Source organism: Pseudomonadota bacterium (assembly GCA_041395565.1).
Classification (GTDB): domain Bacteria; phylum Pseudomonadota; class Gammaproteobacteria; order UBA9214; family UBA9214; genus UBA9214.
On sequence record JAWLAI010000007.1, the window covers coordinates 143,014 to 166,039 of the forward strand.

General features: G+C 67.0%; 21 protein-coding genes. 9 read left to right on the forward strand and 12 right to left on the reverse strand.

Annotated elements, in window-relative coordinates:
• Positions 1–316: 316 nt before the first annotated feature.
• Complete coding sequence (locus tag R3F42_12490; GenBank protein MEZ5542843.1) at positions 317–2,209, reverse strand: DUF839 domain-containing protein; 1,893 nt, start codon at positions 2,207–2,209, stop codon at positions 317–319.
• A gap of 305 nt (positions 2,210–2,514) precedes the next feature.
• Here R3F42_12490 and R3F42_12495 point away from each other — a divergent pair, with 305 nt between their 5' ends.
• A complete protein-coding gene (locus R3F42_12495; GenBank protein MEZ5542844.1) occupies positions 2,515–3,099 on the forward strand; it encodes a TlpA disulfide reductase family protein in 585 nt (194 codons plus the stop codon).
• Between the two features lie 154 nt (positions 3,100–3,253).
• Here R3F42_12495 and R3F42_12500 read toward each other — a convergent pair whose 3' ends face one another.
• On the reverse strand, positions 3,254–3,973 hold the full coding sequence (locus R3F42_12500; GenBank protein MEZ5542845.1) for a hypothetical protein: 720 nt from the start codon (positions 3,971–3,973) through the stop codon (positions 3,254–3,256).
• Between the two features lie 213 nt (positions 3,974–4,186).
• Between R3F42_12500 and R3F42_12505 the strand changes: the two genes are divergently transcribed.
• Positions 4,187–5,092 carry a D-hexose-6-phosphate mutarotase gene (locus tag R3F42_12505; protein MEZ5542846.1) on the forward strand — a complete coding sequence of 302 codons (906 nt, stop codon included), beginning with the start codon at positions 4,187–4,189 and terminating at the stop codon, positions 5,090–5,092.
• Between the two features lie 27 nt (positions 5,093–5,119).
• Here R3F42_12505 and R3F42_12510 read toward each other — a convergent pair whose 3' ends face one another.
• Positions 5,120–5,818 carry a VPLPA-CTERM sorting domain-containing protein gene (locus tag R3F42_12510; GenBank protein MEZ5542847.1) on the reverse strand — a complete coding sequence of 233 codons (699 nt, stop codon included), beginning with the start codon at positions 5,816–5,818 and terminating at the stop codon, positions 5,120–5,122.
• 297 nt (positions 5,819–6,115) lie between these two features.
• Here R3F42_12510 and R3F42_12515 point away from each other — a divergent pair, with 297 nt between their 5' ends.
• The 3 genes from R3F42_12515 to R3F42_12525 all read left to right on the forward strand — a co-directional run bounded on the left by R3F42_12515 (position 6,116) and on the right by R3F42_12525 (position 8,259).
• Positions 6,116–6,694, forward strand: a complete 579-nt coding sequence (locus R3F42_12515; protein MEZ5542848.1) for a hypothetical protein — start codon at positions 6,116–6,118, stop codon at positions 6,692–6,694.
• A 128-nt stretch (positions 6,695–6,822) separates the two neighbouring features.
• Positions 6,823–7,755, forward strand: coding sequence for an SPOR domain-containing protein (locus R3F42_12520; protein MEZ5542849.1), 933 nt, complete (start codon positions 6,823–6,825; stop codon positions 7,753–7,755).
• Positions 7,756–7,983: 228 nt separating this feature from the next.
• Positions 7,984–8,259: a hypothetical protein gene (locus R3F42_12525; protein ID MEZ5542850.1), complete on the forward strand. Its 276-nt coding sequence runs from the start codon at positions 7,984–7,986 to the stop codon at positions 8,257–8,259.
• A 97-nt stretch (positions 8,260–8,356) separates the two neighbouring features.
• Here the strand turns inward: R3F42_12525 and R3F42_12530 are convergent, their stop codons facing one another.
• Positions 8,357–8,614, reverse strand: coding sequence for an ATP-binding protein (locus R3F42_12530; protein MEZ5542851.1), 258 nt, complete (start codon positions 8,612–8,614; stop codon positions 8,357–8,359).
• A gap of 440 nt (positions 8,615–9,054) precedes the next feature.
• Positions 9,055–9,543, reverse strand: a complete 489-nt coding sequence (locus R3F42_12535; protein ID MEZ5542852.1) for a lasso peptide biosynthesis protein — start codon at positions 9,541–9,543, stop codon at positions 9,055–9,057.
• Positions 9,544–9,681: 138 nt separating this feature from the next.
• On the opposite strand from R3F42_12535, the gene R3F42_12540 reads away from it, so the two are divergent.
• From R3F42_12540 to R3F42_12550, 3 genes are all read left to right on the forward strand, one after another.
• On the forward strand, positions 9,682–10,329 hold the full coding sequence (locus R3F42_12540) for an NAD(P)H-dependent oxidoreductase (protein ID MEZ5542853.1): 648 nt from the start codon (positions 9,682–9,684) through the stop codon (positions 10,327–10,329).
• A 198-nt stretch (positions 10,330–10,527) separates the two neighbouring features.
• Entirely contained in the window at positions 10,528–12,846 is a 2,319-nt protein-coding gene (locus R3F42_12545) for a PKD domain-containing protein (protein ID MEZ5542854.1), read from the forward strand.
• Positions 12,782–13,171 (forward strand): hypothetical protein, encoded by a 390-nt coding sequence (locus tag R3F42_12550; protein MEZ5542855.1) that lies wholly within the window; start codon positions 12,782–12,784, stop codon positions 13,169–13,171. The genes R3F42_12545 and R3F42_12550 overlap by 65 nt, the downstream gene beginning before the upstream one ends.
• Before the next feature lie 591 nt (positions 13,172–13,762).
• Here the strand turns inward: R3F42_12550 and R3F42_12555 are convergent.
• The 5 genes from R3F42_12555 to R3F42_12575 are packed head-to-tail and all read right to left on the reverse strand — an operon-like array spanning position 13,763 to position 19,471.
• Positions 13,763–16,057: a mechanosensitive ion channel gene (locus R3F42_12555; GenBank protein MEZ5542856.1), complete on the reverse strand. Its 2,295-nt coding sequence runs from the start codon at positions 16,055–16,057 to the stop codon at positions 13,763–13,765.
• A 2-nt stretch (positions 16,058–16,059) separates the two neighbouring features.
• Positions 16,060–17,040, reverse strand: a complete 981-nt coding sequence (locus R3F42_12560) for a succinylglutamate desuccinylase/aspartoacylase family protein (protein ID MEZ5542857.1) — start codon at positions 17,038–17,040, stop codon at positions 16,060–16,062.
• Positions 17,041–17,092: 52 nt separating this feature from the next.
• Entirely contained in the window at positions 17,093–17,998 is a 906-nt protein-coding gene (gene rimK / locus R3F42_12565) for a 30S ribosomal protein S6--L-glutamate ligase (protein MEZ5542858.1), read from the reverse strand.
• Positions 17,995–18,486, reverse strand: coding sequence for an ATP-dependent zinc protease (locus tag R3F42_12570; GenBank protein MEZ5542859.1), 492 nt, complete (start codon positions 18,484–18,486; stop codon positions 17,995–17,997). Before R3F42_12570 ends, rimK begins: the two co-directional genes overlap by 4 nt.
• Positions 18,487–18,493: 7 nt before the next feature.
• A complete protein-coding gene (locus R3F42_12575) occupies positions 18,494–19,471 on the reverse strand; it encodes a zinc transporter ZntB (GenBank protein ID MEZ5542860.1) in 978 nt (325 codons plus the stop codon).
• Positions 19,472–19,826: 355 nt separating this feature from the next.
• Between R3F42_12575 and R3F42_12580 the strand changes: the two genes are divergently transcribed.
• Positions 19,827–20,774, forward strand: coding sequence for a hydrogen peroxide-inducible genes activator (locus R3F42_12580; GenBank protein MEZ5542861.1), 948 nt, complete (start codon positions 19,827–19,829; stop codon positions 20,772–20,774).
• A 33-nt stretch (positions 20,775–20,807) separates the two neighbouring features.
• Here R3F42_12580 and gorA read toward each other — a convergent pair whose 3' ends face one another.
• Complete coding sequence (gene gorA, locus R3F42_12585; GenBank protein MEZ5542862.1) at positions 20,808–22,205, reverse strand: glutathione-disulfide reductase; 1,398 nt, start codon at positions 22,203–22,205, stop codon at positions 20,808–20,810.
• Positions 22,206–22,229: 24 nt separating this feature from the next.
• Positions 22,230–22,985 carry a glutathione peroxidase gene (locus tag R3F42_12590; GenBank protein MEZ5542863.1) on the reverse strand — a complete coding sequence of 252 codons (756 nt, stop codon included), beginning with the start codon at positions 22,983–22,985 and terminating at the stop codon, positions 22,230–22,232.
• Positions 22,986–23,026 lie beyond the last annotated feature (41 nt).

The following is a 23,026-nucleotide window of genomic DNA, read 5'->3' on the forward strand; positions in this document are numbered from 1 at the left end:
CACGATCAAGCCAGCCCCGGGCTGTTGCGGGCGCACTGCACCGCGCGTCACCCCGACGGCAGCCCGTCCGGCCCGTAGCGCCCGGGCTCGACATGATGACCTGCCCATGTGCACCGGATGCCACAACCGGAAACGCGGGAATCAGCCAGACAGGCGGGATGCCGATGTCGCGCCGGGAGAATGTACAGTTTGCGCTGCCAGCAGGATGCCGGACCTGCTGCGCTTGCAGGCTTGCCGTCCACAACAGCGGCAGCATAAAAAACGCCGGGGTTACCCCCGGCGCCGGATGCTGCAACAGTGGTATCGTGCACTCTCGTCACTTCATCGCGGGCAATGCGCCGTCCACCGTGCCAATGTACCCGATGGCGGTCTTGTGCCGGTTGTCCCACTTGCTGTCGAGCAGGGGCGCTATCTCGCCCCACTGGGGATCGCTGCTGCCGAACTCGCCCGGGTGCTGGAAGTTGCCCATGATGTAGGCGTAGCCGTTGTAGTTGTCCACCACCTGCAGGCCGGTTGCCTCCGCGCCCATCGGAACCGAGAGGATGCGGGACAGGTTACGGCTGTCGATGTTGAAGGCCCAGACATAGTTGTTGTTGCGATAGCTGGTGTCCTCGCCGATGAACAGGGTCCGCATGGCCTCCGAGTACTTCAGGTTGTCGCCGTCACAGACGCGGTCCTGGGCGCACTTGTTGCCGAAGGCGTCCGCGGTGTCGGAGTAGCTGCCGAGCAGCTCGGGGATGCTCGCCATGCCGGTCGCCACGTAACTGGAACGGATCCACCGGCCGCTGCTGTCGCGCACCCGACCCTCCAGGGACAGCTCATACACTGCGCCACCCTTGTTCTTGGCCACCTGGATGTCGCCGCTGCTGTCGCTCATGCCGTTCTCCACGCGTGACATCACGATGTAGGCCTTTTTGTCCCGGGCGTTGTGGGTGACGCCCTCCATCTTGTTGAACTCGGTGGTGGCGCCCAGCATGGCGGCATAACGGCGGGTCTCCAGGAAGGCAGCGGCCTGCGCCATGCCGTCCTTCAGCCGCAGCCACTCGGTACCCATATAGGTCTGCACCATGGTGTAGGAGTCATCGCCCGGGTCTTCGTTGCTGACCTCGAAGATATCGCTGAACTTGATCCCACCGTCGACCAGCGCCTTGATCTCCGCGTCGCTGGCGTGACCCAGCTTGATCCACGTCAGGTCGGCGGCGCCGCCCTCGGCGCCAACGGGGCTGGTTTGCATCCATTTGCCGGCGTAGAGCGTACCGCGCGAGAGATCGCCGACGCGGTCGGCAACGAACATGAACAGGCCCGTGTAGGCACCGTCGTCGCCCATGTAGACCGTCCTGCCGTCTGGCTGCACGTCGGCCAGCTCACGCGCGAAACGGCCCAGGGCGTGATGCATCTCGACGACGGTCTTGCCATTGCGGAGCACGCGGACCTCGGGCACCAGGCCGTAATGATAGGCGTTGGCGGCACTCGGATCGCCGAAGAAATACTGACTGAAGCTGTTGATGTCGGTGCCATCCTGGGTACCGGAGGCGGCTGCCATCCCCTCCCGGGTCTTGGCATCCGGCTCGTACTCCTCCGAGCCGATATGCGTGTTCCACGGCGAGAGCGAGGCCGCACAGGGAATCCAGAGGCCATTCACCGCGGCAAAGCTGATGTTGTCATAGTCCGTTACCGCCAGCGCGCCGCTGCGCTTGTCCTGGTCGATACTGGCCACGCTCATGGTTGCCGGCAGCTTGCTCCAGTAGTCACCGCTCAGACCGGCGGGCGGCAGACCGCGGTATTCGTACTGGGTGACCAAGGCCAGTGCGTTGTTGCTGCGCGGGTCGGCAGCACGCATGCCGGGCAGCGCGATCAACGAGTTGCCATCCGGTGCATCCGAGGCGATCTGCCCCTCACTATCCTCGATGGGCATGTCATAGGCATCGTAGAGACCACCGACGACCTTGTTGTTGATCGCGTCGGTAGTTGCCATCAGCTGATGATATTTCAGGTCATAGATCCGGGTCTTGCCATTGCGGTAGGTCACCATGACCTGGGCCTTGGTGTAGATATCGGTCTTCTCATCCGGGGTGGACGGAGACGGCATGCCGATAAACTCCACCGCACGCACGGTGGCATTATTAAAGCCGCCAGCCGCGGCATCGGCGGTGATGTTGAATAATCCCAGCGCGGATGCGATCGCGACAGTCAATGCTTTCTTGGTCATACGATGTGTACTCCTGGACGGACAACGTGGCTTGAGGAGCGCACAATCTAGTGCAGGATTGTTACTGGATAATGACGGCACTGAATGACCGCGGGCATGCGGCCAACTGGCCGTACCCGACTCACCGGCGCTCACGCCGCGGGTTGCTGCCGCGCCGCAGTTGCCGGAAATTCCACCCGCCGCAGCACTCGTCGCCGGTGCCCGGAGCAACGAACTGGCATGACGCTACGGTATCAGGATCGTAGTCCGCAGCCATGATCCGTCATACAATCGTGTGCCAGCCACCAGCCGACAGGTCCAGAACGATGCCGGAGTTTCGCCATTCACATATTCATGCATTGCCAGGCAAGCTGCCCGCAAGGGCAGGCGGTGCGCTGCACGTCTGGATCTTGCTGTTCTTGCTGGCTGCCGCCCTGTTCGTGTCACAGGTCGGTCGGGCCGGCGAATTGCTCCCCGTACCGGACGCGGTGCCGGTACCGGAGCTCGTGCTGCCGGATCTGGATGGCAGGGAATACCGTCTCAGCGACCTGCGCGGCCGGGTCGTGCTCGTCAACTTCTGGGCCACCTGGTGTCAGCCCTGCCTGCGGGAGCTGCCGAACCTGGCGCGCCTGCAGGCCGCCTACGCGGACCTGCCCTTCACGATCCTCGCCATCGATGTCGAGGAGGACGCCCGGCGCGTGCGGCATTTCGCAGCGCAGCACAACCTGGCATTCCCGGTGCTGCTGGATGCGGACGGCAGCGAATTCGCCGCCTGGGGCAGCAAGGTGCTGCCCACGACCTTCGTGGTCGATGCTGCCGGCAAGATCCGCTATGTGGGTATCGCCGATCTCGAATGGGATGCCGGCGCGGTGCGCACGAAACTCGATGGCCTGATCGGGGACATGCACTGAGTCGCGGGTAAGGGCCGCACGGCACGGCGGCAGGTGCCAGCCACGGGACCCGAGCCGGGTGCCGCGGCACAGCCTGGCGGTGTGACTGCGCGGGCGCCGGCAAGCCCTGCCGAACGCCGCCGCGGCATGCCCGCGCACTGCGTCAGCGGTGCGCTCAGTGTCGCGCGTAGGTTGCCACGACGTCCTGCCAGAACGTCCCGAACTTGCCGACGAACAGCTCGAAGGATGCGCGCTCGGTCATCCGCCGCTCGTCCTCGATCGCGGCGCGGGTCACCCAGACCGCGGCGTTCTGATCCGTCCACGAGTTCGCCTCCACCCTGCCGTAGACATAACCCGTGCGCGCATCGACCAGCACCGCCGTGGTCTTCGCGTTCACGCGCGCCTGCCGGTTCGGCAGATAGCCCGGTTTCAGTTCGGCAAGCGGGCCGTATTCCGCCCCGTCGACCGTGAAACGGGTATCCAGCGTGTACAGCAGCAGCAGGTCGGCGGCGAGTGCGGCGGCGACCGGGCGCAGGTCATCGACCGCGTTCAGCGTCTGCGGCAACTGCGCGAGCGGCAGCCCCTCCAGTGCGGCCACCTGCGGCAGCGTGCGCAGGCGCTGGATGTCACGCTCGGATTCGATATTGCGCACCGTCACCACGCAATAACGCCCACTGCCCTGGCAGGACGGGTTGGTCGCGGCATAGTCCGCCGCCTGCACCCGCGCCAGTGCGATACGCGCCGGGAACGCCGCCGCCGGCCGGCGCTCCGACTGCGCGCTGCCGGTGACGGTCAGTTCGGCCAGTGGGACGCCAGGCGCCGGCGTCCGGTAGCTGGCGCAGCCGCCAGGCAGCAGGAGCGCAAGCAGCAGCAGCGGCAAGTAGCGGTACGGCATGGCAGGACACCCTGAATGATTGCGGGAGGCTGAGTATAGGTCGGCGCGGAGCGCGAGGAAACGGGCACCCCGACCGCCCCTGGCAGGCGCGCCGACGCCGTCTGCCACCGCGCCGGTCGCCGCGCGCACCGCGCCAGCAACGGCGCGCTTACAAATTCCCGGCCGGCGGGATAACATCCGGTTCTCCCTGAACGACACGTCGCAGGCCACCCCATGCAGATCGACACCCTCAGCGCGCAATACGCCATCCCCGGTCAACTGCAGTTCGATACCGGCCGGGGCGGCTTCCCGGTCGCCGTCATTCAGAATGCCCATGCCACCGCGATGGTGTCGCTGTACGCGGGCCAGGTCCTGTCCTGGCACCCGCTGACGCAGGCACACGAGGTACTGTTCCTCAGCGAGAAGGCGTACTACCAGACCGGCAAGGCCATCAAGGGCGGCGTGCCCATCTGCTGGCCCTGGTTCGGGCCGGACCCGCTGGGCAAGGGCCGGCCGGCGCACGGTTGCGCGCGCATCTCCGACTGGGACGTGCTGCAGACGGCCGCACTGGAAGACGGCGCCACACGCCTGCTGCTCGGACTGACACCGCAGGCCGAGGCGCGCGCGCTCTGCGGCGGCGACATGACCGCACAGCTCGAGATCACGGTCGGCAGCAGCCTGCATCTGGCATTGACCACGCACAACCATGGCGCCGCGGCAGTCGACCTGTCCCAGGCGCTGCATACCTATTTCGCGGTGGGGGATATCGCGCAGGTCGTCGTTCACGGCCTGGAGGACCTGACCTACGTGGACAAGGTCGCCGCCGGCAGTCAGCGGGTCCAGTCAGGCCCGCTGACCGTGACGGCCGAGGTCGACCGCATCTATACCGGCGTGGATCGCGCGCTGACACTGCATGACGCCGCCTATGGACGCAGTATCCGGATCGAAGCGACAGGCAGCACGAGCGCGGTGGTCTGGAATCCCTGGCACGAAACGGCTGCCGCCATGGCTGACCTGGATGCAACGGATTACCGTCGCATGCTGTGTGTGGAAACCGCCAATGCCGGCCCTGACACGATACGGCTGGCGGGCGGTGCCAGCCATACCCTCACGGCAAGCTATTCCGTCACGACGCCCTAGCGGCATGCACCCGGCGGCGCGGATGCTTCAGACACGCCGCTTGCGGGCAACCGCGGCCAGGCCCAGCAGGCCGGAACCGAACAGCCAGAGCGCGGCGGGGACGGGCACGGTCCACGGCGCGTAGGCAGCGTACAGCGAAGAGATCGGATTCTGCACCATGTTCGTCAGGTCGTACACTGCCGACCTGGCGTAATGCCGCGCCGTGGTATCCAGGAACATGAAGTAGGAGGAATGGCCCGGCAACAGGCCGTCGGCCGGATCCCGCGAGAAGACGTCGAAATCAAAATTCACGTACGCAGCGCCACTGCCGGGAAAGCGGTCGGCATGGCTCGGCGCCGTATCGCCGAGACCGTCGCTGCGCCAGTTGGCGTTGTATTCGGGCGCCGCGAAATTGCCGAGGCGGAAACTGCCGATCGCAGCGGCGGAATCGTCAGCATTCGTGACCCGCCAGTAGAAGTCGAGCGTGCCGTCGACCGCGGACCGCACCACGCGCTGCTGTACCGTCCCGCTGATGTCGTCCAGTCCCGCCCCTGCCGAGAACGCGAACGGGATCAATTCGTCGACCAGCACGGTGCCCGCCAGCTGCGGCTCTGCGGCCATGGTCGTGCCCGGCAACGCCACGCCGAAATCGCCCGGCGCAAGCAGCACGGCCCGAGCCGGCAGCATGGCGGCACCGAGTCCGATAGCGACGAATAACCGGAACCTGCAACTGCGACTGCTTCCCATGGCCTGCTCTCCTGAATCGCCGACGACATCGCTGCCGGTGCGGAATTGATCGCTCGGCGCGGCCAAAGTTTGAACGCCGGCGCAGCAGCGGTCTGGACCAAGGTACAGGTGACAGTGACGGGGACCGCCCCTAGAGTGGAATCAGGGACGCAACCCGGCGCACCGCCACGACACCCTACGAGGGCTGCCCGCCACCCACCCGGCGCGCCCGTCCGGACCGGCACGGCGGTGCAGCCACGACCACGCAGCGCTGCGCCACGGCCACGGCGGATACCCGTCCCAGGCAGGTCACGCGCTATGACTACAACCGCTCGCTCGCTAACGACACTGTGCTTCCTGTGCGCGCTGCTGCCGCCGCCCGCCGCCCTCGCGAGTTCGCTGTTGTACCGTTTTGCCGGCGACGCACTGCAACCGGAAATCGATTTCACGCTGGAGGTCGATTTCGCGCGTGCCGGATACTTCATCAGCGCATCCGGCGCGGTGACCGGTTTCGATCCTGAGCGTCATACCATCTTCGTGGATTACCATGCCGGCAGTTACGCGCTGGCCGCGACCGACAATCCGTTCCAGCGCCATTACGGCGAGGACACCGTTACGGTCGAGGGCGTGGTCGGATGTCTGTACGCCCTCAATTCGATCGCCGTCTGCCGGGAGGTCGACGACGGGACGGCGGCGACGACGGGCGCGGTGGCCGCCTGGCAGCCCGGCGAATGGTTCGATCATTACGTGTTCGACAGCCTCGGCCCGTACGAATACACGCACGTAAGACTCGCCAGCATCACGACGCTGCCGCTGCCGGCAGCGCTGCTGCTGCAATTGTCGGGCCTGCCCGTACTGCTCGTGCTCGGCCGCCGCCGGCTCGCACCCTATCCCTAACCCGGACCGCCCGCCTGCCGGTTGACGGGACTGGCAATTGCCCACACCGGGCGATATAAAGGTCACCGGCACACGGCACCCGTCTGCAGTCCCTGCCATCACCTCGGAACCACCGGCCGGAGCCGTGCATGGATTGGGTCAAGCAGAAAACGGAATCAGCGCATACACGACAGGCAGCGCGCACGCACCAAGCGGAAAGCAGGCAGGCGGTGGCGGCCAGCGCCGGCCAGCGCCGGCGGCTGCACCGCGCACGGCCCTGGCGGACGCTGCTGGCAGGTAGCGGTTGGCTGGCGCCCCTGGCGGCCGCCGGGCTGGCGGGATCCTTTCATATCCCAGCCGCCGCCAGCCACACCGCATTCGAGGACGGGCTGGCAAGCGTGTTCGGGGGTACAGCCGCCGCCAGCGGGCAGCCGGAACGCCGCGACCACCCGAGCGAGCGCATGCGCGAGCTGTACGCCACGATCGGCGCGGTCGGGTCCGGCCTGCACCGGACGCGCCTGCTGTCCGACACCCTGCCCGCCGCGGACGGCGGCCCAGCGCAATCCCGTGGCATACCGGATCCCTCCGCAACATCACCGGCCGGCCTGCAGCTCGCCAGCCGCGTCAATGTCGTGCCCCGACCGGTGGTACAGAACGTGGACGGTAGCGACATCACGGACACCGAATCCAAACCCCTACCCGACACCCCCACCGCTGCGGGCCGGCAGGACACACCAGCCGCCCCGGAGTCCGGTGCAGCCAGGCCCGCCGCAGCCAACGGCACGGTGCCGGCTGCCGTGCCCACCGTCACCGGCGAGCCTGCGACCGCCCCGGCTGGCGGTGCGGAAAACGCGTGGGTGATCAACCTGGCCTCGATGCAGAGCCAGAGCGCTGCAGAGGCCTTCGCTGCCCGCGTCCGCGCCAGCGCAATCGCCGTCGAACTGCAGGCGGTCAACGTCAAGGGCAAGGATTTCTGGCGTGTACAGGCCGTCGGTTTCGCCACGGCGGAGGCAGCCCGTGCGCAGGTGGATACGATCAAGCAGCGCCTCGACCTGAAGGAAGTCTGGGTCACCAGGCGCTAGTCTACCCCTGACACCCGCGCACCGTGGCCCGGCTGGCGCAGCGGGCGCGGACCGCTGGCTGCGCGGCATGCCGGGCGATCCCGCCACTCCGCCAGCATGCGGCACGAGCCATCGAGCAAATGGAAAAAACCTATACTTTCGATTTGTTCTAGTACATAGGTAGTAATGACAACGCGGTAACAAGTGCATAAATTTATGGTAAATGCATTACATATGCAGGGCCGCAACATGAACAACACGGAACGCACGCCTGTCTGGGTACGCCTCGCCTTCACCAATATCAGCACGCGCCGGGGTGCGCTGCTGCTGATCCTCGCATCGCTCGTATTCACGCTCTACTGCATACCCTGGGCCAGGTACCTGCCCGGGCCCGCGTGGCTGGAGCAGCTGTTCCTGGTCGACGATTGGAGTTGGTTCGCCATGATGCTCCCGATCACGATCTGGTACTGGCTGGGACTGCGCTGGCTCGATCAGCATCGACGCTGGCCGAACCTGCCCGAGTGACGCGCGACGCGACAGCCTGACGGTGCGCTCAGCCGGATAGCGTGACCGATCCGGCAGTGCATCCGCCCCTGCTGCCACGCCGCGCATCGGCAACGGCTCAGATACCCCCGATCAGCTGGGCACTCAGGTCGTGCTGCTGGACGAGTTTCAGGATCTGCGTTGAATTGATCTGGACCGGATCATAGCCAACGATCAGCAGGTGCTGTCGCTCGTCATTGAAGCGCGCGCGCTCCACACCCGTCGCCCTGCAGATGGCGTGCTCGACGCGCCGCCGGTTCTGTTCATCCAGCAGCTCATCCACATGCAACACGATGTCGATCTTGGTCCTGATAGCGTTCACCTGTGCGTTGTTCATCCGGCTCTCCTTGTTTGTGGGACAACACACCTGCAATAGCAAGGGTTATGCCAGTGTTGACAGTCAGCCCGCCCGCCGCGACGCAGGCGTGACCATCCTGTCAGCGGAGTCAGCGGAACGAACCGTCGATCAAGGAGATAGCAAACGTCATCGATCCGCGCCGCGGTCCGCGCTGACTGCGTCACGGCCAGCACGCAGGCGCGGGTGACCGCGCGTCAGGCGACCTATTGTTTCCGGATGACGACGTCAGCAACCGGGCCGGGGTTAACTGCAGGAAACTCGGATTGTTGTCGTGTCGCCCGCCTGCGACGACGCATGCGCGTGCAGCGGCGCACGTTGCTGGCAGCGTCCGTCATACGCACCAGCGGCAGGCAAGGCCTGCAACAACGCAGGCGTGCCGTGGCGGGACAGCCCCCGCCGGCGCGGTACCGCGCCGACTGTCATTCGCTGCCCGCCGACTCCCGCAGGATCCGCGCGAAGCGCGCCCGATGCCGGGCGAGATAACGCAGATGATCCGGATCCCGCGGACGCGGCAGCGCCAGGACCGCGGTGCTGCCCGGGTGCACATCGCGCAGGTCATGCGCGACCCACCGCTGCGGTATGACGGCGACTTCGCCGCGGCGCGGCAGGATCGCATAATCGATCAGGTAGTCCGGCGTCTCCAGCCAGGCATGCGGACAGATGCGGTGCCGGCGCGGCGTGTCCGGCGCGAAACTCACCTGTCCGGTTACGAGCGTCGCCTCGATACCCGCCCGCGCGAGCAGATACTGGCCGGACAACGCATAGTAGAGGCACGCATGCCGGGCCTCCCAGTCGGGCGGCTTGGTGCGTGTCATCAGCGCCTCGACCCGCGGCGCCAGGGCGCGGGCGATTGCGGCCGTGCCTGCCGCCGGACCGCTAGCGGTGCCGGCCGCAGCCAGGGCGTGCACCCCGACCAGCAGGATGGCGGACAGGCGTCGGTATGGGCTCAGGACGGGAATGGCGGCAACCCTCGATTGCTGCCGGTCACCGACCGGCCCGTTTCCTGATAGTAGCCGAAATCCGGCTTTATGCCTTCACGCTGCCCGATGGATAATTTATGGTATCCGTACACCCGTCTGAATCCGGATGCCATGTATCGATTGCTCGCCATCAACGGCTGTTACCGTGAAAACAGCGTCATCGACCAGGCGGTCGAGCTGGCGGCACACAGCGCCAGGGATGCCGGTGCGACGACCGAGACCACCTTGCTGCGCGAGCTCCCCGTCAGCGACTGTCTCGATTGCTGGCATTGCATCCAGGCGGCGGAAGACATGCCGGCGGACTGCGTAATGAAGAATCACATGCACCCCCTGCTGGACCGGATCCATGCCGCCGACGGCTTCATCCTCGCCTCCCCCGCCAACATCTATACCGCAAGCAGCGTATTCATGCATTTCATGGTGAAACTGATGACCTATGCGCGGTGTCACCGCGCAGCGGGGGAGCACACGGCGGCGCAGCGGCAGCACACCCGGCCGGCGCTGCTGATCTCCAGCAGCGCGACGCCCGGGTTGATGGGACGCCTGTATTACTCGACCCAGCAGCAACTGCGGGAAACCGCGCGCACCCTCGGCGCCAGGCCGGCCGGTTGCGTGTTCGTGGAGATGATCGCCGACCGGGAACACACCGCGCTGCCGGAGAAGGCAGGCCGTCAGCTGCGTTACCTGGCAGGGCGACTGTTGCGCGAATCGTAGCGAGCGCGGCCGGCACCCGCCGGACCTTGACGACAAGTTACTTCAATTAATACCTGTTTTCTATTGTTTTATATCCGTTTGATCATTTATCTTCTGCAAGAGTTTTGCGTCCTGCTTAATCGTTCCTTAAGGTCCAGGACGTACTAATAAGAATCCGGCCTCAACGGCCCGCGATAACAACAAACAGTGGTGGTCAACATGTCTACAATGCGCTGGTCCCGCTTCCGGGACATCCGGCAGTTCTCCCGGCCTGTCATCGCCGCGTTGGTACTCGGCCTGAGCGCCTGTGGCGGCGGCAGCGGCGAAGAGGACAGCAACAGCGGCGGCGGCGTCAGCCTCAACAACCCCCCGGTGTGCAGCATCGATACGCCCGCCACCGACGTCACCATCCCGGCAGGCGGCAGCGTGAACTACAGCGGCACGGTAACCGATCCCGACGCGGGCGACACGCTCACCATACGCTGGACATTCCCGGGCGGGACTCCCGCCAGCGCAAGCAGCGAGGATCCGGGACCGGTCAGCTACGGCAGTGCAGGCGTCTACCAAACGACGTTGAGCGCCACCGACAGCGCGGGCGCAGCCTGCAGCACGCAGCGCAGGAACATCATCGTCACCGGCGGCGGCACCCCGCCCGCCCTTTCGATCAACTCCACCAGCCAGGACTCGCTGCAACCCGTCACCGGCACGGTGCCTCAGCAGACCCCGGTCAGCGGCGGCAACTACAGCGTGCTGGCGATCAACGATCTGGGCATGCACTGCGGCGACCTCGACACCCGCATCGCCAGTATCCTGCCGCCGTTCCAGGTCCTGCTGGCACAGGTCATCCAGAAGGGCAGCCGTCCGACGATCAATCCCGCCGGCGTGAGCCTGGAGTACTCCGCCACCTTCAATCCGGCCGATCCGATCCTGGGACAGGCCGGCGCCGTCACGGGACTCAAGCTCGACGGTACCACCTACAAGACCAACTTCTGGGCAACGGTCGCCCTGGGCACCTACGATGCCTTCTACCCGGGCGGCCTCGGCATCACCCCGCTGGCCGGCGGCGGCTTCCCGGTCACCCCCGACATCGGACTGCCGGTGCCCAACGTGGAAGACCTCTACATCGGTCCCGACGGTGTGGTGAACAGCGGGGACGAATTCCTGAGCGCGGTGCAGCATGCCATGCCGGGACTGCTCGATCCCTACACGGCCAATGCGCCGCAGACCGCACAGGAGCATTACAACGACAAGCCGTTCTTCGTGAATTTCCCGTTCGGCTACGTGGCGGAGAACGTCAACTGGTTCGAGGCCGCCGGCATCCCCTTCGCGGCATTCGATGACAGCGGCCGCGAGAACGCCTATCCGCTGGTGCGGGTCGCGGCCAAGAGCGGCGCGAACACGCTGGCGACCGTGGATACGGTGCTGCCGATCTCCGGCGAGGCCAGCTGCACCAACTGTCACGCCGACCCGGCCGATGTGCAAAACAGCCGCACCGCCGCACCGACCAATGCGCTGGCCAATGCGGGGCTGCCCGTGGCGACCAGCCTCGACGACCCGGACGGCAATCTGCCGGCCAAGGTCAGCGTGGAGTATGCCGCCGACATCAACATCCTGCGGCTGCACGATCTCAGGCACGGCGCCGCCTACGTCGATACCGGCAATGCCCCGACACCCTGCGACATCAACGCCAACGGCGGCAACGGCGACGCGAATTGCCTGACCAACCGGGCGCTGGTGCAGCAGATCCCGGTGGTTTGCCAGGTCTGCCACTACACCCCGGCACTGGACCTGGCGCATGTCGGCCCCCAGGCCGGCCCGCCCGGCAGTCAGGCCAATGGCCGCAATCAGGTGGCGCACCAGAGCAATTCGCGCGTGATGCATAACCATCACGGCCAGTTCGGCAGCCTGTTCCCGGCCATGCCGGCACCGCAGCAGAACGCGAGCGGCCTGATCACCAACCAGGCCGCACGGCTGGCGGTACTGGAGGACACCTGCTACCAGTGTCACCCGGGCAGGAACACGCAGTGCCTGCGCGGCGCGATGTTCAATGCCGGCATGCTGTGCAACGACTGTCACGGCGCCATGCTGCAGGTGGGCGCCGACTTCTCCGCCGGCGTCTCCCCGGCCAATCCCGGCGCCTTCGTGCTGGGCGGTGATTTCTACGACCCCGGCGATCCCCAGCCGCGGGTACCCTGGGCGAACGAACCCGGCTGCGGCTCCTGCCACACCGGCGACGCCGGCAGCAACCTGGCGGGCAGCTCGGGCACCCTGGTCCCCGGTGGACCCCTACGGCAACCGCGATGGCATCCGTCTGCGCCAGGCCTGGCGCAGCGGCGATGCCAAGGCCACGCCGATCGTACCGGGCAACAAGCGTTTCGCGGAACCCGCCGTGCCCGCCAGTTTCAACGGCTTCAGCAATCCGGGTGCGGGCAATCCGCAGCTCTATCGGGTCAGCACCGGCCATGGCGGTGTCATGTGCGAAGGCTGCCATGGCGCCACGCACGCGGAGTGGCCGAATGCCAATCCCAATGCCAATGACAATATCACTGCCACCCAGTTACAGGGCCACACCGGCACCCTGATCGAGTGCAGCACCTGCCACGGCACGACGATGAACAACCAGAACACGCTCGGCGGACCACATGGCATGCATCCCGTGGGTGGCGATACCGCCTTCGCCCGCGGCGGTCACGAGAATGTGGACCGTTCCGGCTGCGCGGCCTGTCACGGCCCCGGCTCACGCTCCAGCAATACCGGGACGGTCCTGTCCCTGGCCAAGGCGGACCGGGTCCTGCGGACCGACGGCAGCGGTACCGTCACCGTACCCAAGGGCACGCCCATCGGCTGCAGCACCTGTCACTGAGCGGCCTGCGAACCTGCGGCGGCGCAACCCGGCCACCCGGCCGGGCACCGCCCCCAGCCCCTGCCCCGCGTCGCCTGGCGCGGCGCTTACGCACGCCACCTGACATGACACCCCCCGCGCTGACATGTCATGTACGACAAGTCTGTCAGACATGTCATGCACGAGATGCCTGTCCAGCCGTGAAATATCAGCAGGATATTGCCCTTGCCGGGCTGGTCCGGATCTTGCTAGCCCATAAGACTGCAAAGCCGTATCGGAACGTCTTCGTCATTCTGGATCCAGTACAACCAGGGGAGGAAAGACCAGGCATGTGGAAATGGAATTTTCTGTTTGTCACGTTTCTGATCGCCGTCTGCGTACTGTACTTCGGCCCCGTGCACGCCCTGTAAGGGCGCGCGCGAAAACGGAAACGGACACCCGCGCAACGTCTCGGCCCGCGAAGAATCGCAACCGCGAACGGCGCAGCAGGCAGGTCGGGGAAGATGTCATGTGTCTCCTGCGCGCTGCCGTTCGCAAGCGATCGAAACCGCCCTGCTAGCGCGGTTTCAATCAGGGAAAGATGCAGTACCGCACAGGGATGTGCGACTATTTTCACTGCCCCTCAGTCCTGCCCGCAGGAACCGACGGCTGGCCTGCCGGCACCGCGGGATACAGGTGCACATCGCGCTGCGGGAACGGAATGTTGATCCCCGCCTTGCGGAACGCCGCGTCGATGGCGATGTTGAGGTCGCTCTTGATCTCGAACTTGCGCTCGATCTGGCGGATGAAACAGCGCAGCTCGAACAGCAGGGCACTGTCGCCGAATTCGACGAAATACGCCCGCGGTGGCGGCACCCCGGGCTGGTCTTTGAGTATTCCCGGGTGTTCGTTGGCGATCGCCAGCAGGATGTCGATGACCTGCCGCACGTCGCTGCCGTAGGCCACGCCGACCGCGACGATAATGCGCCCCCAGGGATCGTTCAGCATCAGGTTGGAGACCTTGTTCGAGATCAGCTCCGAATTCGGCACGATCACATCGGCGCGGTCGAAGGTTTCGATCTGGGTGGAGCGGATGCTGATCTTGCGCACGAAACCCTGGGTGTCGCCGACCACGATCCAGTCGCCGGTACGCACCGGGCGCTCGAACAGCAGGATCAGGCCGGAGACAAAATTGTTCACCACATTCTGCAGACCGAAACCGATGCCGACCGACAGGGCGCCGGCGATCAGCGCCAGGTTGTCGAAGCTGATGCCCGCGATGCCGAGTGCGATCAGCAGGGTGACCAGCACACCCAGGTAACCGCTGATGGTGATGATCGCCTCGCGCCCGCCCCGGTCCAGGCGCGAACGCCGCACCAGCTCCGGCACCACCTTGTAGCGCATCCAGCGCGACAGGCTCATGCCGATGGCCAACACGGCGATGGCGCCGACCACCTTGGCCGGCACGAAATGCAGCGAGCCGACATCGAAGCCGGCGGTGACATGGTCGAGCACCAGACCGAGCCCCTGGTCCGACAGGCCCCAGGTCCACAGCGACCACAGCAGGAAGGCCGCCCACACGATCAGGGCACTGGCCAGCCGGAACCAGATCAGCCCGGGCACGCGCTCCTCCGCCGCCAGGCCGAAGTAGGTGCGGAAGGCGCGCTGCCAGGCATAGGTGCCCTCGTCGAGCCCGTCGTACAGGTGCGTGAACAGCAGGTTGGCCTCTTTCGCGATCAGCAGCCCGGCCGCGGTCCCGCCCAGGCCGATCAGCAGGTAAACCGACAGGTTGCGGTAGCCGGCGGTCTCCGCCAGCGCGATCACCACCGCCGCCATGACCATGAGTATGCGCACGCCCCGCCTGCCCGCCAGGCCGGGCACGCGCCGCAGGATCAGCGCCGACCAAATCAGCCCCACCACCAGCAGCCATACCGATGCCGTGCGCAGTACCAGATAATGCGGGTCCGGCAGGCCGATCACGGCGTTGGCGGTCAGCAGCAGGCCACCCAGCAGCAGCAGGGCCGCCAGGACGCGCACCCAGCGGCCGAGCAAGCGGGCATCGTGTGCCGCCATGCCCTTGGCAATGCGCCCGGCCAGCCAGGTGTCGATGATGATGCCCGCGGTCAGCCACACCACCATTGCCAGCGCCACGCCGGCGATCAGCGTCGGTGGCCATTGCGGCAGCAGCGCGGTGAGCAGCAGGAATACACCGCCGGCCGGCAGCAGCCATGGCAGCGTGTCGATGACGCTGCGCATGTGCACCGACTGCATGGTGCGGGTATGCCAGTAGTGGCGCAGGCCCAGCCCGGCCAGAAACAGCACGAGCAGCAGCGCCACGACACCGACATGCTCCGCGAACACCAGCCGGTCCCAGCCGCTGCCGGCCGCCAGCAGGCCGGTGACCAGCCGGGACCAGGCGACCGGGTCGGTGAGCGCGGCTGTCGCCACCTCCCAGGTCGCCGGCTCGCGTGTCAGCAGATGCGATGTCAGCGCGGCCTTCTCGATCGCGAGCACGCGGTCGAACAGGTCCTGACCGAGCTGCGCGATCTGTTCGCAGTCGGCACGCTGGCGGCTCGCCTGCTGCAGCTGCTTGTCCAGTTCGCGGCGCGATGCGGCCACCTCGGGCGTCTCGTCCGCACCGGGTTCGCCCAGTGCGGTGACGCGCGCGGTCAGCTCGTCGATCCTGGCCTGCTCGGCGGTCACGCATTCGCGGGCCTCGGCGCGCGCCGGCGTGATGGCGTCCTTGAAGCCCGGCAGGCGGCGCTGCACCTGCACGGATTCACCCAGTGCGTCGAGCTGCTGCTCGATGCTGCCGAGACGACTGCGCGCCTGGTCGATCCAGGCATTGCGCTCGGCGGTTTCGTCCGCATGGGCGAGCGGCAGCAGTACGCATGCCAGCAGCAGGAGCATCCCTTGCCAGTGTTTCACGATCAGATCACCTCGTCCTCGGGCAATGCCGGCGCCAGGGATTCCTGCAGCACCTCGACCTGCTCGGCGACGGCGGCGTTGCTTTCAAAGCGCGCCAGGTGGAACAGCGCCTCGCCCTCGTGCACCAGCGGCAGATGGGTGTGGGCGATCAGGATGCCGCTGAACGGTGCCGTCACCCGGCATTCCGTGTCGATGAGCGGCGCCGCGATCACGCCCAGGGTGTCGCCCTTGCGGACCCGCGTCCCCAGCCGTGTGTGCAGGCGCAGCACCCCGCTCTCCGGCGCCCGCACCCAGGAGGAACTGCGCGCGACCACCGGCGTAATGCCATGACCGGCCCGGCGCGACGCGGGCAGCATACCCAGCGTGCGCATCACCTGCAGCACGCCGCGCAGTCCCGCGCGGATGGCCATCTCGTCGAAGCGCAGCGCCTCGCCGCCTTCGTACAACAGCATCGGGATACCCGCTTCCATCGCCGCTTCGCGCAGGGAACCGTCGCGCAGGTCGGCGTTCAGCAGTACCGGCACGCCGAACGCCTCGGCCAGCGCCCGCGCCGCCGGGTCGTCCAGGTTGGCGCGCACCTGCGGCAGGTTCTCGCGATGCACCGCCCCGGTATGCAGGTCGATGCCATGCGTGCAGTTGGCCACGATCTCGCGCATGAACAGGTCGGCGATGCGGCTGGCGAGCGAACCGCGGCTGCTGCCCGGGAAACTGCGGTTCAGGTCGCGCCGGTCCGGCAGGTAGCGCGAGCGGTGCAGCAGGCCGTGCACGTTCACCACAGGAACGGCGATCAGGCTGCCGCGCAACCGCTTCAGCGCCGTGTGGCGCAGCAGGCGGCGGATGATCTCCACCCCGTTCAACTCGTCGCCGTGGATGGCAGCGCTGACGAATATACGCGGGCCGCCCCGACGTCCGTTGACCACCTCGACCGGCATGGTCAGGTTATCGTAGGTGTAGAGCCGTCCGATCGGCAGGTTGACGGTCATGCACGAGCCCGGCGCCACGCGGGTGCCGCCGAGCTCGATGCTGTTGCCGCGCTCAGCCTTTGCCACGGGTCCGGGTCCGGTCGCGGCGGGCGTTTTTCTCGATGAACTGGATGATCATGCCGGCGATGTCCTCGTCGGTCGCGCGCTCGATGCCTTCCAGCCCGGGTGAGGAGTTCACCTCCATCACCACCGGCCCGTGGTTGGAACGCAGCAGGTCGACGCCGGCCACGTTCAGTCCCAGCTGGCGCGCGGCACGCACGGCCGTGGAACGCTCTTCCGGGCTCAGCCGGATGACGGTTGCGCTGCCGCCGCGGTGCAGGTTGGAACGGAACTCGCCCTCCTTCGCCGTGCGTTTCATGGCGGCCACCACGCGCTCGCCGATCACGAAGGCGCGGATATCCGAGCCGCCGGCCTCCTTGATGAACTCCTGGACCAGGAAGTTGGCGTTCAGTTCCCGGAAAGCGTCGATCAGGCTCTCGGCCGCCTTGTGGGTCTCGGCCAGCACCACGCCCTTGCCCTGGGTGCCTTCCAGCAGCTTGACCACGAGCGGCGCCCCGCCGACCAGCTTGATGAGATCCGCGGTATCGTCGGGCGAATTGGCAAAGCCGGTCAGCGGCAGGCCGATGCCGGCCCGGGCCAGGATCTGCAGCGAGCGCAGCTTGTCGCGCGCGCGCGAGATCGCGACCGACTCGTTCAACGGCCAGGTACCCATCATCTCGAACTGGCGCAGCACCGCCGTGCCGTAGAAGGTGATGGAGGCGCCGATGCGCGGGATCACGGCATCGAATTCCCCGATCAACTCGCCCTTGTAATGGATGGTCGGGCGCATGGAGGCGATATCCATGTAGCATTTCAGCGTGTCGAACACCTGGACCTCGTGCCCGCGCGCGCGCGCCGCCTCGATCAGGCGGCGCGTGGAATAGAGTTTCTTGTTGCGTGACAGGATGGCGATCTTCAATCTTCTTCTCCGGCGATGTCAGGGTCAGTCGGCCGCGGCCGGCCGACCCGATAGGATGCCGCCGGGTCCACCCGGAAGCGGCCATGCAGGGCGGTGCGCCCCAGCAGCATGCGAAAACGCATGGTATCGCGGTTGGTCAGGGTCAGCTCGATCGGCCAGCACTGCTTGCCCGCGCACACCGTCGTCTCGATGACGTAACGCAGCTCGCGGTGACCACCGGAATCGGCCACCTCGCGGCGGTCGAGTATCCGTGCTTCGCAATCTACCATCACGTCATCGCGTCCCTGCAGGGGGTGGATGCCGAAGCGCACCCAGGATTCGCCCGCGCGCACGAACGCCTCGACATAATAGGCATGCAGTGCCGAGGTGCGCGCACCGGTGTCGACCTTGGCCTTGATGCGCTTGATGCCGAGCCCGGGCAGGCCGACCCATTCGCGCCAGCCGAGCGTGACCAGCCTGGTGTCCGGACTGCTGGACGTGCGCGACATGCGGCGATCAGAACCAGTCGCGGCTGCGGAAATACAGCCACAGCCCCGCGCCCGCCGCCAGCAGCACCACCACCACGATCGCGAACGCCAGCGGATTCTCGGTGCCCGGGATGCCGCCGACATTGATACCGAGCAGGCCGGTGGCGAACGACAAAGGCAGGAAGATCGCCGCCACCACCGACAACAGGAACATGCGCTGGTTGGTCTGCTCCGCCATCAGGCTGGCCAGCGATTCCTGCGCCACGGCGGCACGTTCGCGCGCGGCGTCGAGATCCTCGACGATACGGGTCAGGCGGTCGAACTGCTCGCGCAGCTGCAGGCGCTGTTCTTCACCGAGCAGCGGCGAATTTTCCGCGGCGAGCCGGTTCAGCGCCTCGCGCTGCGGGGCGAGGAAGCGGCGCAGCGCGATCGCCTGGCGCCGCATCTCGGCCAGCTGGCCGCGCTGCTGCGGGATAGTCACGTCCGGTTGCGGCGCCTCGAGCTCGTCGATGTGGTCATTGATCACCTCGACCACGTGATCGATGCGGTCGAGCAATCCGTCCACGAACATGGCCAGGAAGTCGCCGGGCGTGGCCGGTCCCTTGCCCTCGGCGAGCGCGGCGCGCAGGTCGTCGACCGACAGCAGGCGGCGATGGCGCAGCGAGATCACCCGGCGCTGGTCCAGCCACAGGCGCGCACTCACCATGTCATCGGGTTCGGCACCCGGATTCAGGTTCACAGCACGCAGGAAGACCATCAGGCTGCCATCCGCCGGCACGACACGCGGCCGCGTCTCGGCCTGCTTCAGTGCCTCGATGGTCAGCGCGGACAGGCCGCTCTCCTCGAACAACCAGCGGTGCACCGCTGGACTGGCGTAATCGAAATGCAACCAGAGCCAGCTGCCAGCGGCGGCCTCGAAGGTATTGGCCTCGTCCCATCCGACCTGGCGCCCGCCGCCCTGACCGTCCAGGATCCAGGCGCAGATCAAACCGTTGTTTTCGTCCATCCCGTATCGCCCCGAAGAATGCGGCAGATTGTAGCGACATTCATGACCGAAAACATCCGCTCGGCGCCGGTGCGTGACGCGCGCAATGCGCCACCGGGATTATGCCAGCTGCGCTGCCACATCCGGCCGCGCCGTGCCGGCGCATAACCGCGGCGCTTGCCGGGCCATCGCGCACCGGCGGCATTCGCGCCGGATTGCGGCTCGCAGCAGGATGGCGGCCGCGCCGGTCCGGATTGGCGCCGGCACGGAATACCGTCGCTGCAGGGGTGCGGTTGGCTCCCGTGATCGCATATATCCAGTCGATTGGTACAAGTTATATGATTGTCCTACACTATCGCCACCCGGAGACCGCCCGATGACACTGACCGAATTGCGCTATATCGTGGCCGTGGCGCGCGAACATCACTTCGGACGCGCCGCCCGGGCCTGCTTCGTCAGCCAGCCGACTCTCAGCATCGCCATCAAGAAGCTGGAGGAAGAACTGGGCGTGCAGCTGTTCGAGCGCCAAGCCAACGAGATCACGGTGACTCCGGTGGGAGAACAGATCATCGCCCAGGCACAGCGCACCCTGGAGGCTGCCGAGGGCGTGCGCCTGGCCGCCCAGCAGGGCAAGGACCAGCTGTCCGGTCCGCTGCGTCTCGGCGCCATCTACACCATCGGCCCGTACCTGTTCCCGGACCTCATCCCGCGGCTGCGCAAACGCGCGCCCCACATGCCGCTGGTGATCGAGGAAAACTACACCGCGACACTCGCCGACAAGCTCAAGCACGGCGATCTCGACGTGATCATCCTGGCCCTGCCGTTCAAGGACCAGGGCCTGGTCACGCTGCCGCTCTACGAAGAGCCATTCGTGGTCCTGATGCCGGCCTCACATCCGCTGACCCAGCGCAAGACCATCAAGTCCACCCATCTCGAGCACGAGAATGTCCTGCTGCTCGGCGCCGGCCACTGCTTCCGCGACCACGTGCTGGAGGCCTGCCCGGCCTGCGTGCCGAAGCCGGGTCTGGAGGGCGGCCTCGCCAACAGCATCGAAGGCGGCTCGCTGGAAACGATCCGCCATATGGTGGTGTCGGGACTGGGCGTCACGGTGCTGCCGTGCACGGCGGCGGGTGCGGACCGCTACAGCCAGCGCCTCCTCGCGATCCGCCGCTTCGCCAATCCGGTGCCGAGCCGCACCGTGGCGCTGGCCTGGCGCGTCTCGTTCCCGCGCCCCAAGGTCATCGATGTACTCGCCGAGACGATCGCCGCCTGCAATCTGAGCTGCGTGAAGCCGGTACGCAGGGCCCGCGCGCCCGCCGCCTGAAACCACCGGGCGGTCCGGACAGCGGTCCCGGTCTCAGGCGGCCGCCGCCGTGCCGGCCCGGATGTCGGGATGCACCGGCCTGCCCTGCTTCATGGTCACGAGTTCCTCGGCGCTGGTCGGATGGATGGCGACCGTGCCGTCGAAATCGGCCTTGGTCGCCCCCATGCGCAGCGCCACCGCGAAACCCTGCAGGATTTCGTCGGCCGCCGCGCCGATCACATGACAGCCGACGATCCGCTCCGCGGCGCCGACGCATACCAGTTTCATGGCGGTAACCGCCGCCCGCCCGCCGAGGGCGGCCTGCATCGGTGTGAACGCGGTTTCATAGACCGTCACGGCATCGCCGTGGCGCACCCATGCCTGCGGCTCGCTCAATCCGACCGAGGCCACCGGCGGATGGGCGAACACCACCGTCGGCACCTGGGTGTAATCCATGCAGCAGTCCGGGCAGTCACCAAACAGCCGGCGCGCGAGCCGGCGCCCGGCCGCGACCGCAACCGGCGTCAGCGGCACCCGGCCGGTAACGTCGCCGATGGCATGGATCCCCGCCACGCCGGTACGGTCAAGCGCGTCGACCGAAATCACGCCGTTGCGCCCCACCGCCACACCGGCCGCCTCGAGCCCCAGGTCCGCGCTGTTGGCGCGCCGCCCGACCGCCCAGATCACGGTGTCGTAGCCGGTCAGTATCGTGCCGTCCGTGCCCACGACATCGATTCCCCGCGGACCGCGCTGCAGGCGGCTGACCTGGAAACCGGTGCGCAGCGCGATGCCATCGGCCGCCATCTGCGCGGCAAGCCGATCGCCGAGCATCGGATCGAATGCCGCCAGCACGCGCGTCTCGAGGGTGACGAGCGTGACCGTGGCGTCCAGCGCCTGCAGCACGCCGGCCAGCTCTACGCCGATATAGCCGCCGCCGATGACGGCAACGCGCCGGGGCTGCTGGTCCAGCGCGAAAAAGCCGTCCGAGGTGATGCCCAGTTCGGCGCCCGGCACCGCGGGTACGATCGGCGCACTGCCGGTGGCGATGACGATGTGATCCGCCGTATAGCGGGCACCGTCGACCTCGATACCCCGCGCATCGGTAAAGTGCGCCCGGCCCGCGATGCGCGTGATGCGGCGGTCCATCACGTACTCGTCCCAGTAACGGTTGATACCTGCCACGTAGGCCTCGCGCCGCGCCACCAGCGTCGCCCAGTCCAGCGTCGCGGCGGCCGCCGTGATGGCATGCTCGCCGGCATGCCTTACCGCCGTGAGCGCCTGGGCCGCGTTCCACATCACCTTCTTGGGGACGCAGCCGGCATTGACGCAGGTGCCGCCGAGCCGGGCCTGCTCTACCAGGGCCACGCGCCGGCCCAGGGCAGCGGCCTGCTCGGCTACCGCGAGGCCGGCGCTGCCGCCGCCGATCGCAATCAAATCGTAGTGTGTGCTCATGTCGCCGCTCCCGTGCCGGTCCGGTCAGGCCGCGCTCGCCGTGCGCGTACGCGCCGCGAGCCAGGCGGCCAGCGCCTCGGAACCGCCGATGCGTTCACCGTCGATGAACACCTGCGGGACGGTCGCGCTGCCGCTGGCCGCGCGCACGGCCCGCAGCGACACCGCATCGCCCACGCCGATGTCCTCGTAGTCGATGCCGTGTTCGGCAAGCTGCGCCTTGGCCGCGGCACAATACGGACAGCCCGGCTTGCTGAACATGACCACGTCGTGCGGACGGCGTGCGCGCGGATTGATGTAATCGAGCATGGTGTCGGCATCCGAGACCTCGAAGGGATCGCCCGGCACCCGTGGCTCGACGAACATCTTCTCGATGACCCCGTCCCGCACCAGCATCGAATAGCGCCAGGAGCGCATCCCGAAGCCGAGCTCGCGCTTGTCTTCCAGCATACCCATGGCCGCGGTGAACTCGCCGTTGCCGTCGGGCAGGAAGGTGATGTTGTCGGCATGCTGATCCTCGGCCCAGGCGTTCATGACGAAGGCATCGTTGACCGATATGCACACGATCTCGTCCACGCCGTTCTCGCGCAGCACGCCGGCGAGCTCGTTGAATCGCGGCACGTGCGCCGAGGAGCAGGTCGGGGTGAAGGCGCCGGGCAACGCGAATACCGCCACAGTGCGGCCGGAAAAGATGTCGGCTGTGGCAACGTCGACCCACGCGTTGTCGCGGCGGGTCCGGAAGGTGATGTCGGGAACGCGGCGTCCCTCGATAGTCTGGCTCATGTCTGTCTCCTTGTACTGTCGCCGAAGCACCACGCCCCGGC

Excerpts from the sequence above, each read along its gene's own strand:
- R3F42_12490 (MEZ5542843.1), bottom strand. The coding sequence starts at position 2,209 with ATGACCAAGAAAGCATTGACTGTCGCGATCGCATCCGCGCTGGGATTA.
- R3F42_12495 (MEZ5542844.1), top strand. The coding sequence starts at position 2,515 with ATGCCGGAGTTTCGCCATTCACATATTCATGCATTGCCAGGCAAGCTG.
- R3F42_12500 (MEZ5542845.1), bottom strand. The coding sequence starts at position 3,973 with ATGCCGTACCGCTACTTGCCGCTGCTGCTGCTTGCGCTCCTGCTGCCT.
- R3F42_12505 (MEZ5542846.1), top strand. The coding sequence starts at position 4,187 with ATGCAGATCGACACCCTCAGCGCGCAATACGCCATCCCCGGTCAACTG.
- R3F42_12510 (MEZ5542847.1), bottom strand. The coding sequence starts at position 5,818 with ATGGGAAGCAGTCGCAGTTGCAGGTTCCGGTTATTCGTCGCTATCGGA.
- R3F42_12515 (MEZ5542848.1), top strand. The coding sequence starts at position 6,116 with ATGACTACAACCGCTCGCTCGCTAACGACACTGTGCTTCCTGTGCGCG.
- R3F42_12520 (MEZ5542849.1), top strand. The coding sequence starts at position 6,823 with ATGGATTGGGTCAAGCAGAAAACGGAATCAGCGCATACACGACAGGCA.
- R3F42_12525 (MEZ5542850.1), top strand. The coding sequence starts at position 7,984 with ATGAACAACACGGAACGCACGCCTGTCTGGGTACGCCTCGCCTTCACC.
- R3F42_12530 (MEZ5542851.1), bottom strand. The coding sequence starts at position 8,614 with ATGAACAACGCACAGGTGAACGCTATCAGGACCAAGATCGACATCGTG.
- R3F42_12540 (MEZ5542853.1), top strand. The coding sequence starts at position 9,682 with ATGGATAATTTATGGTATCCGTACACCCGTCTGAATCCGGATGCCATG.
- R3F42_12545 (MEZ5542854.1), top strand. The coding sequence starts at position 10,528 with ATGTCTACAATGCGCTGGTCCCGCTTCCGGGACATCCGGCAGTTCTCC.
- R3F42_12550 (MEZ5542855.1), top strand. The coding sequence starts at position 12,782 with ATGTGCGAAGGCTGCCATGGCGCCACGCACGCGGAGTGGCCGAATGCC.
- R3F42_12560 (MEZ5542857.1), bottom strand. The coding sequence starts at position 17,040 with ATGACCGTCAACCTGCCGATCGGACGGCTCTACACCTACGATAACCTG.
- R3F42_12570 (MEZ5542859.1), bottom strand. The coding sequence starts at position 18,486 with ATGTCGCGCACGTCCAGCAGTCCGGACACCAGGCTGGTCACGCTCGGC.
- R3F42_12575 (MEZ5542860.1), bottom strand. The coding sequence starts at position 19,471 with ATGGACGAAAACAACGGTTTGATCTGCGCCTGGATCCTGGACGGTCAG.
- R3F42_12580 (MEZ5542861.1), top strand. The coding sequence starts at position 19,827 with ATGACACTGACCGAATTGCGCTATATCGTGGCCGTGGCGCGCGAACAT.
- gorA (MEZ5542862.1), bottom strand. The coding sequence starts at position 22,205 with ATGAGCACACACTACGATTTGATTGCGATCGGCGGCGGCAGCGCCGGC.
- R3F42_12590 (MEZ5542863.1), bottom strand. The coding sequence starts at position 22,985 with ATGAGCCAGACTATCGAGGGACGCCGCGTTCCCGACATCACCTTCCGG.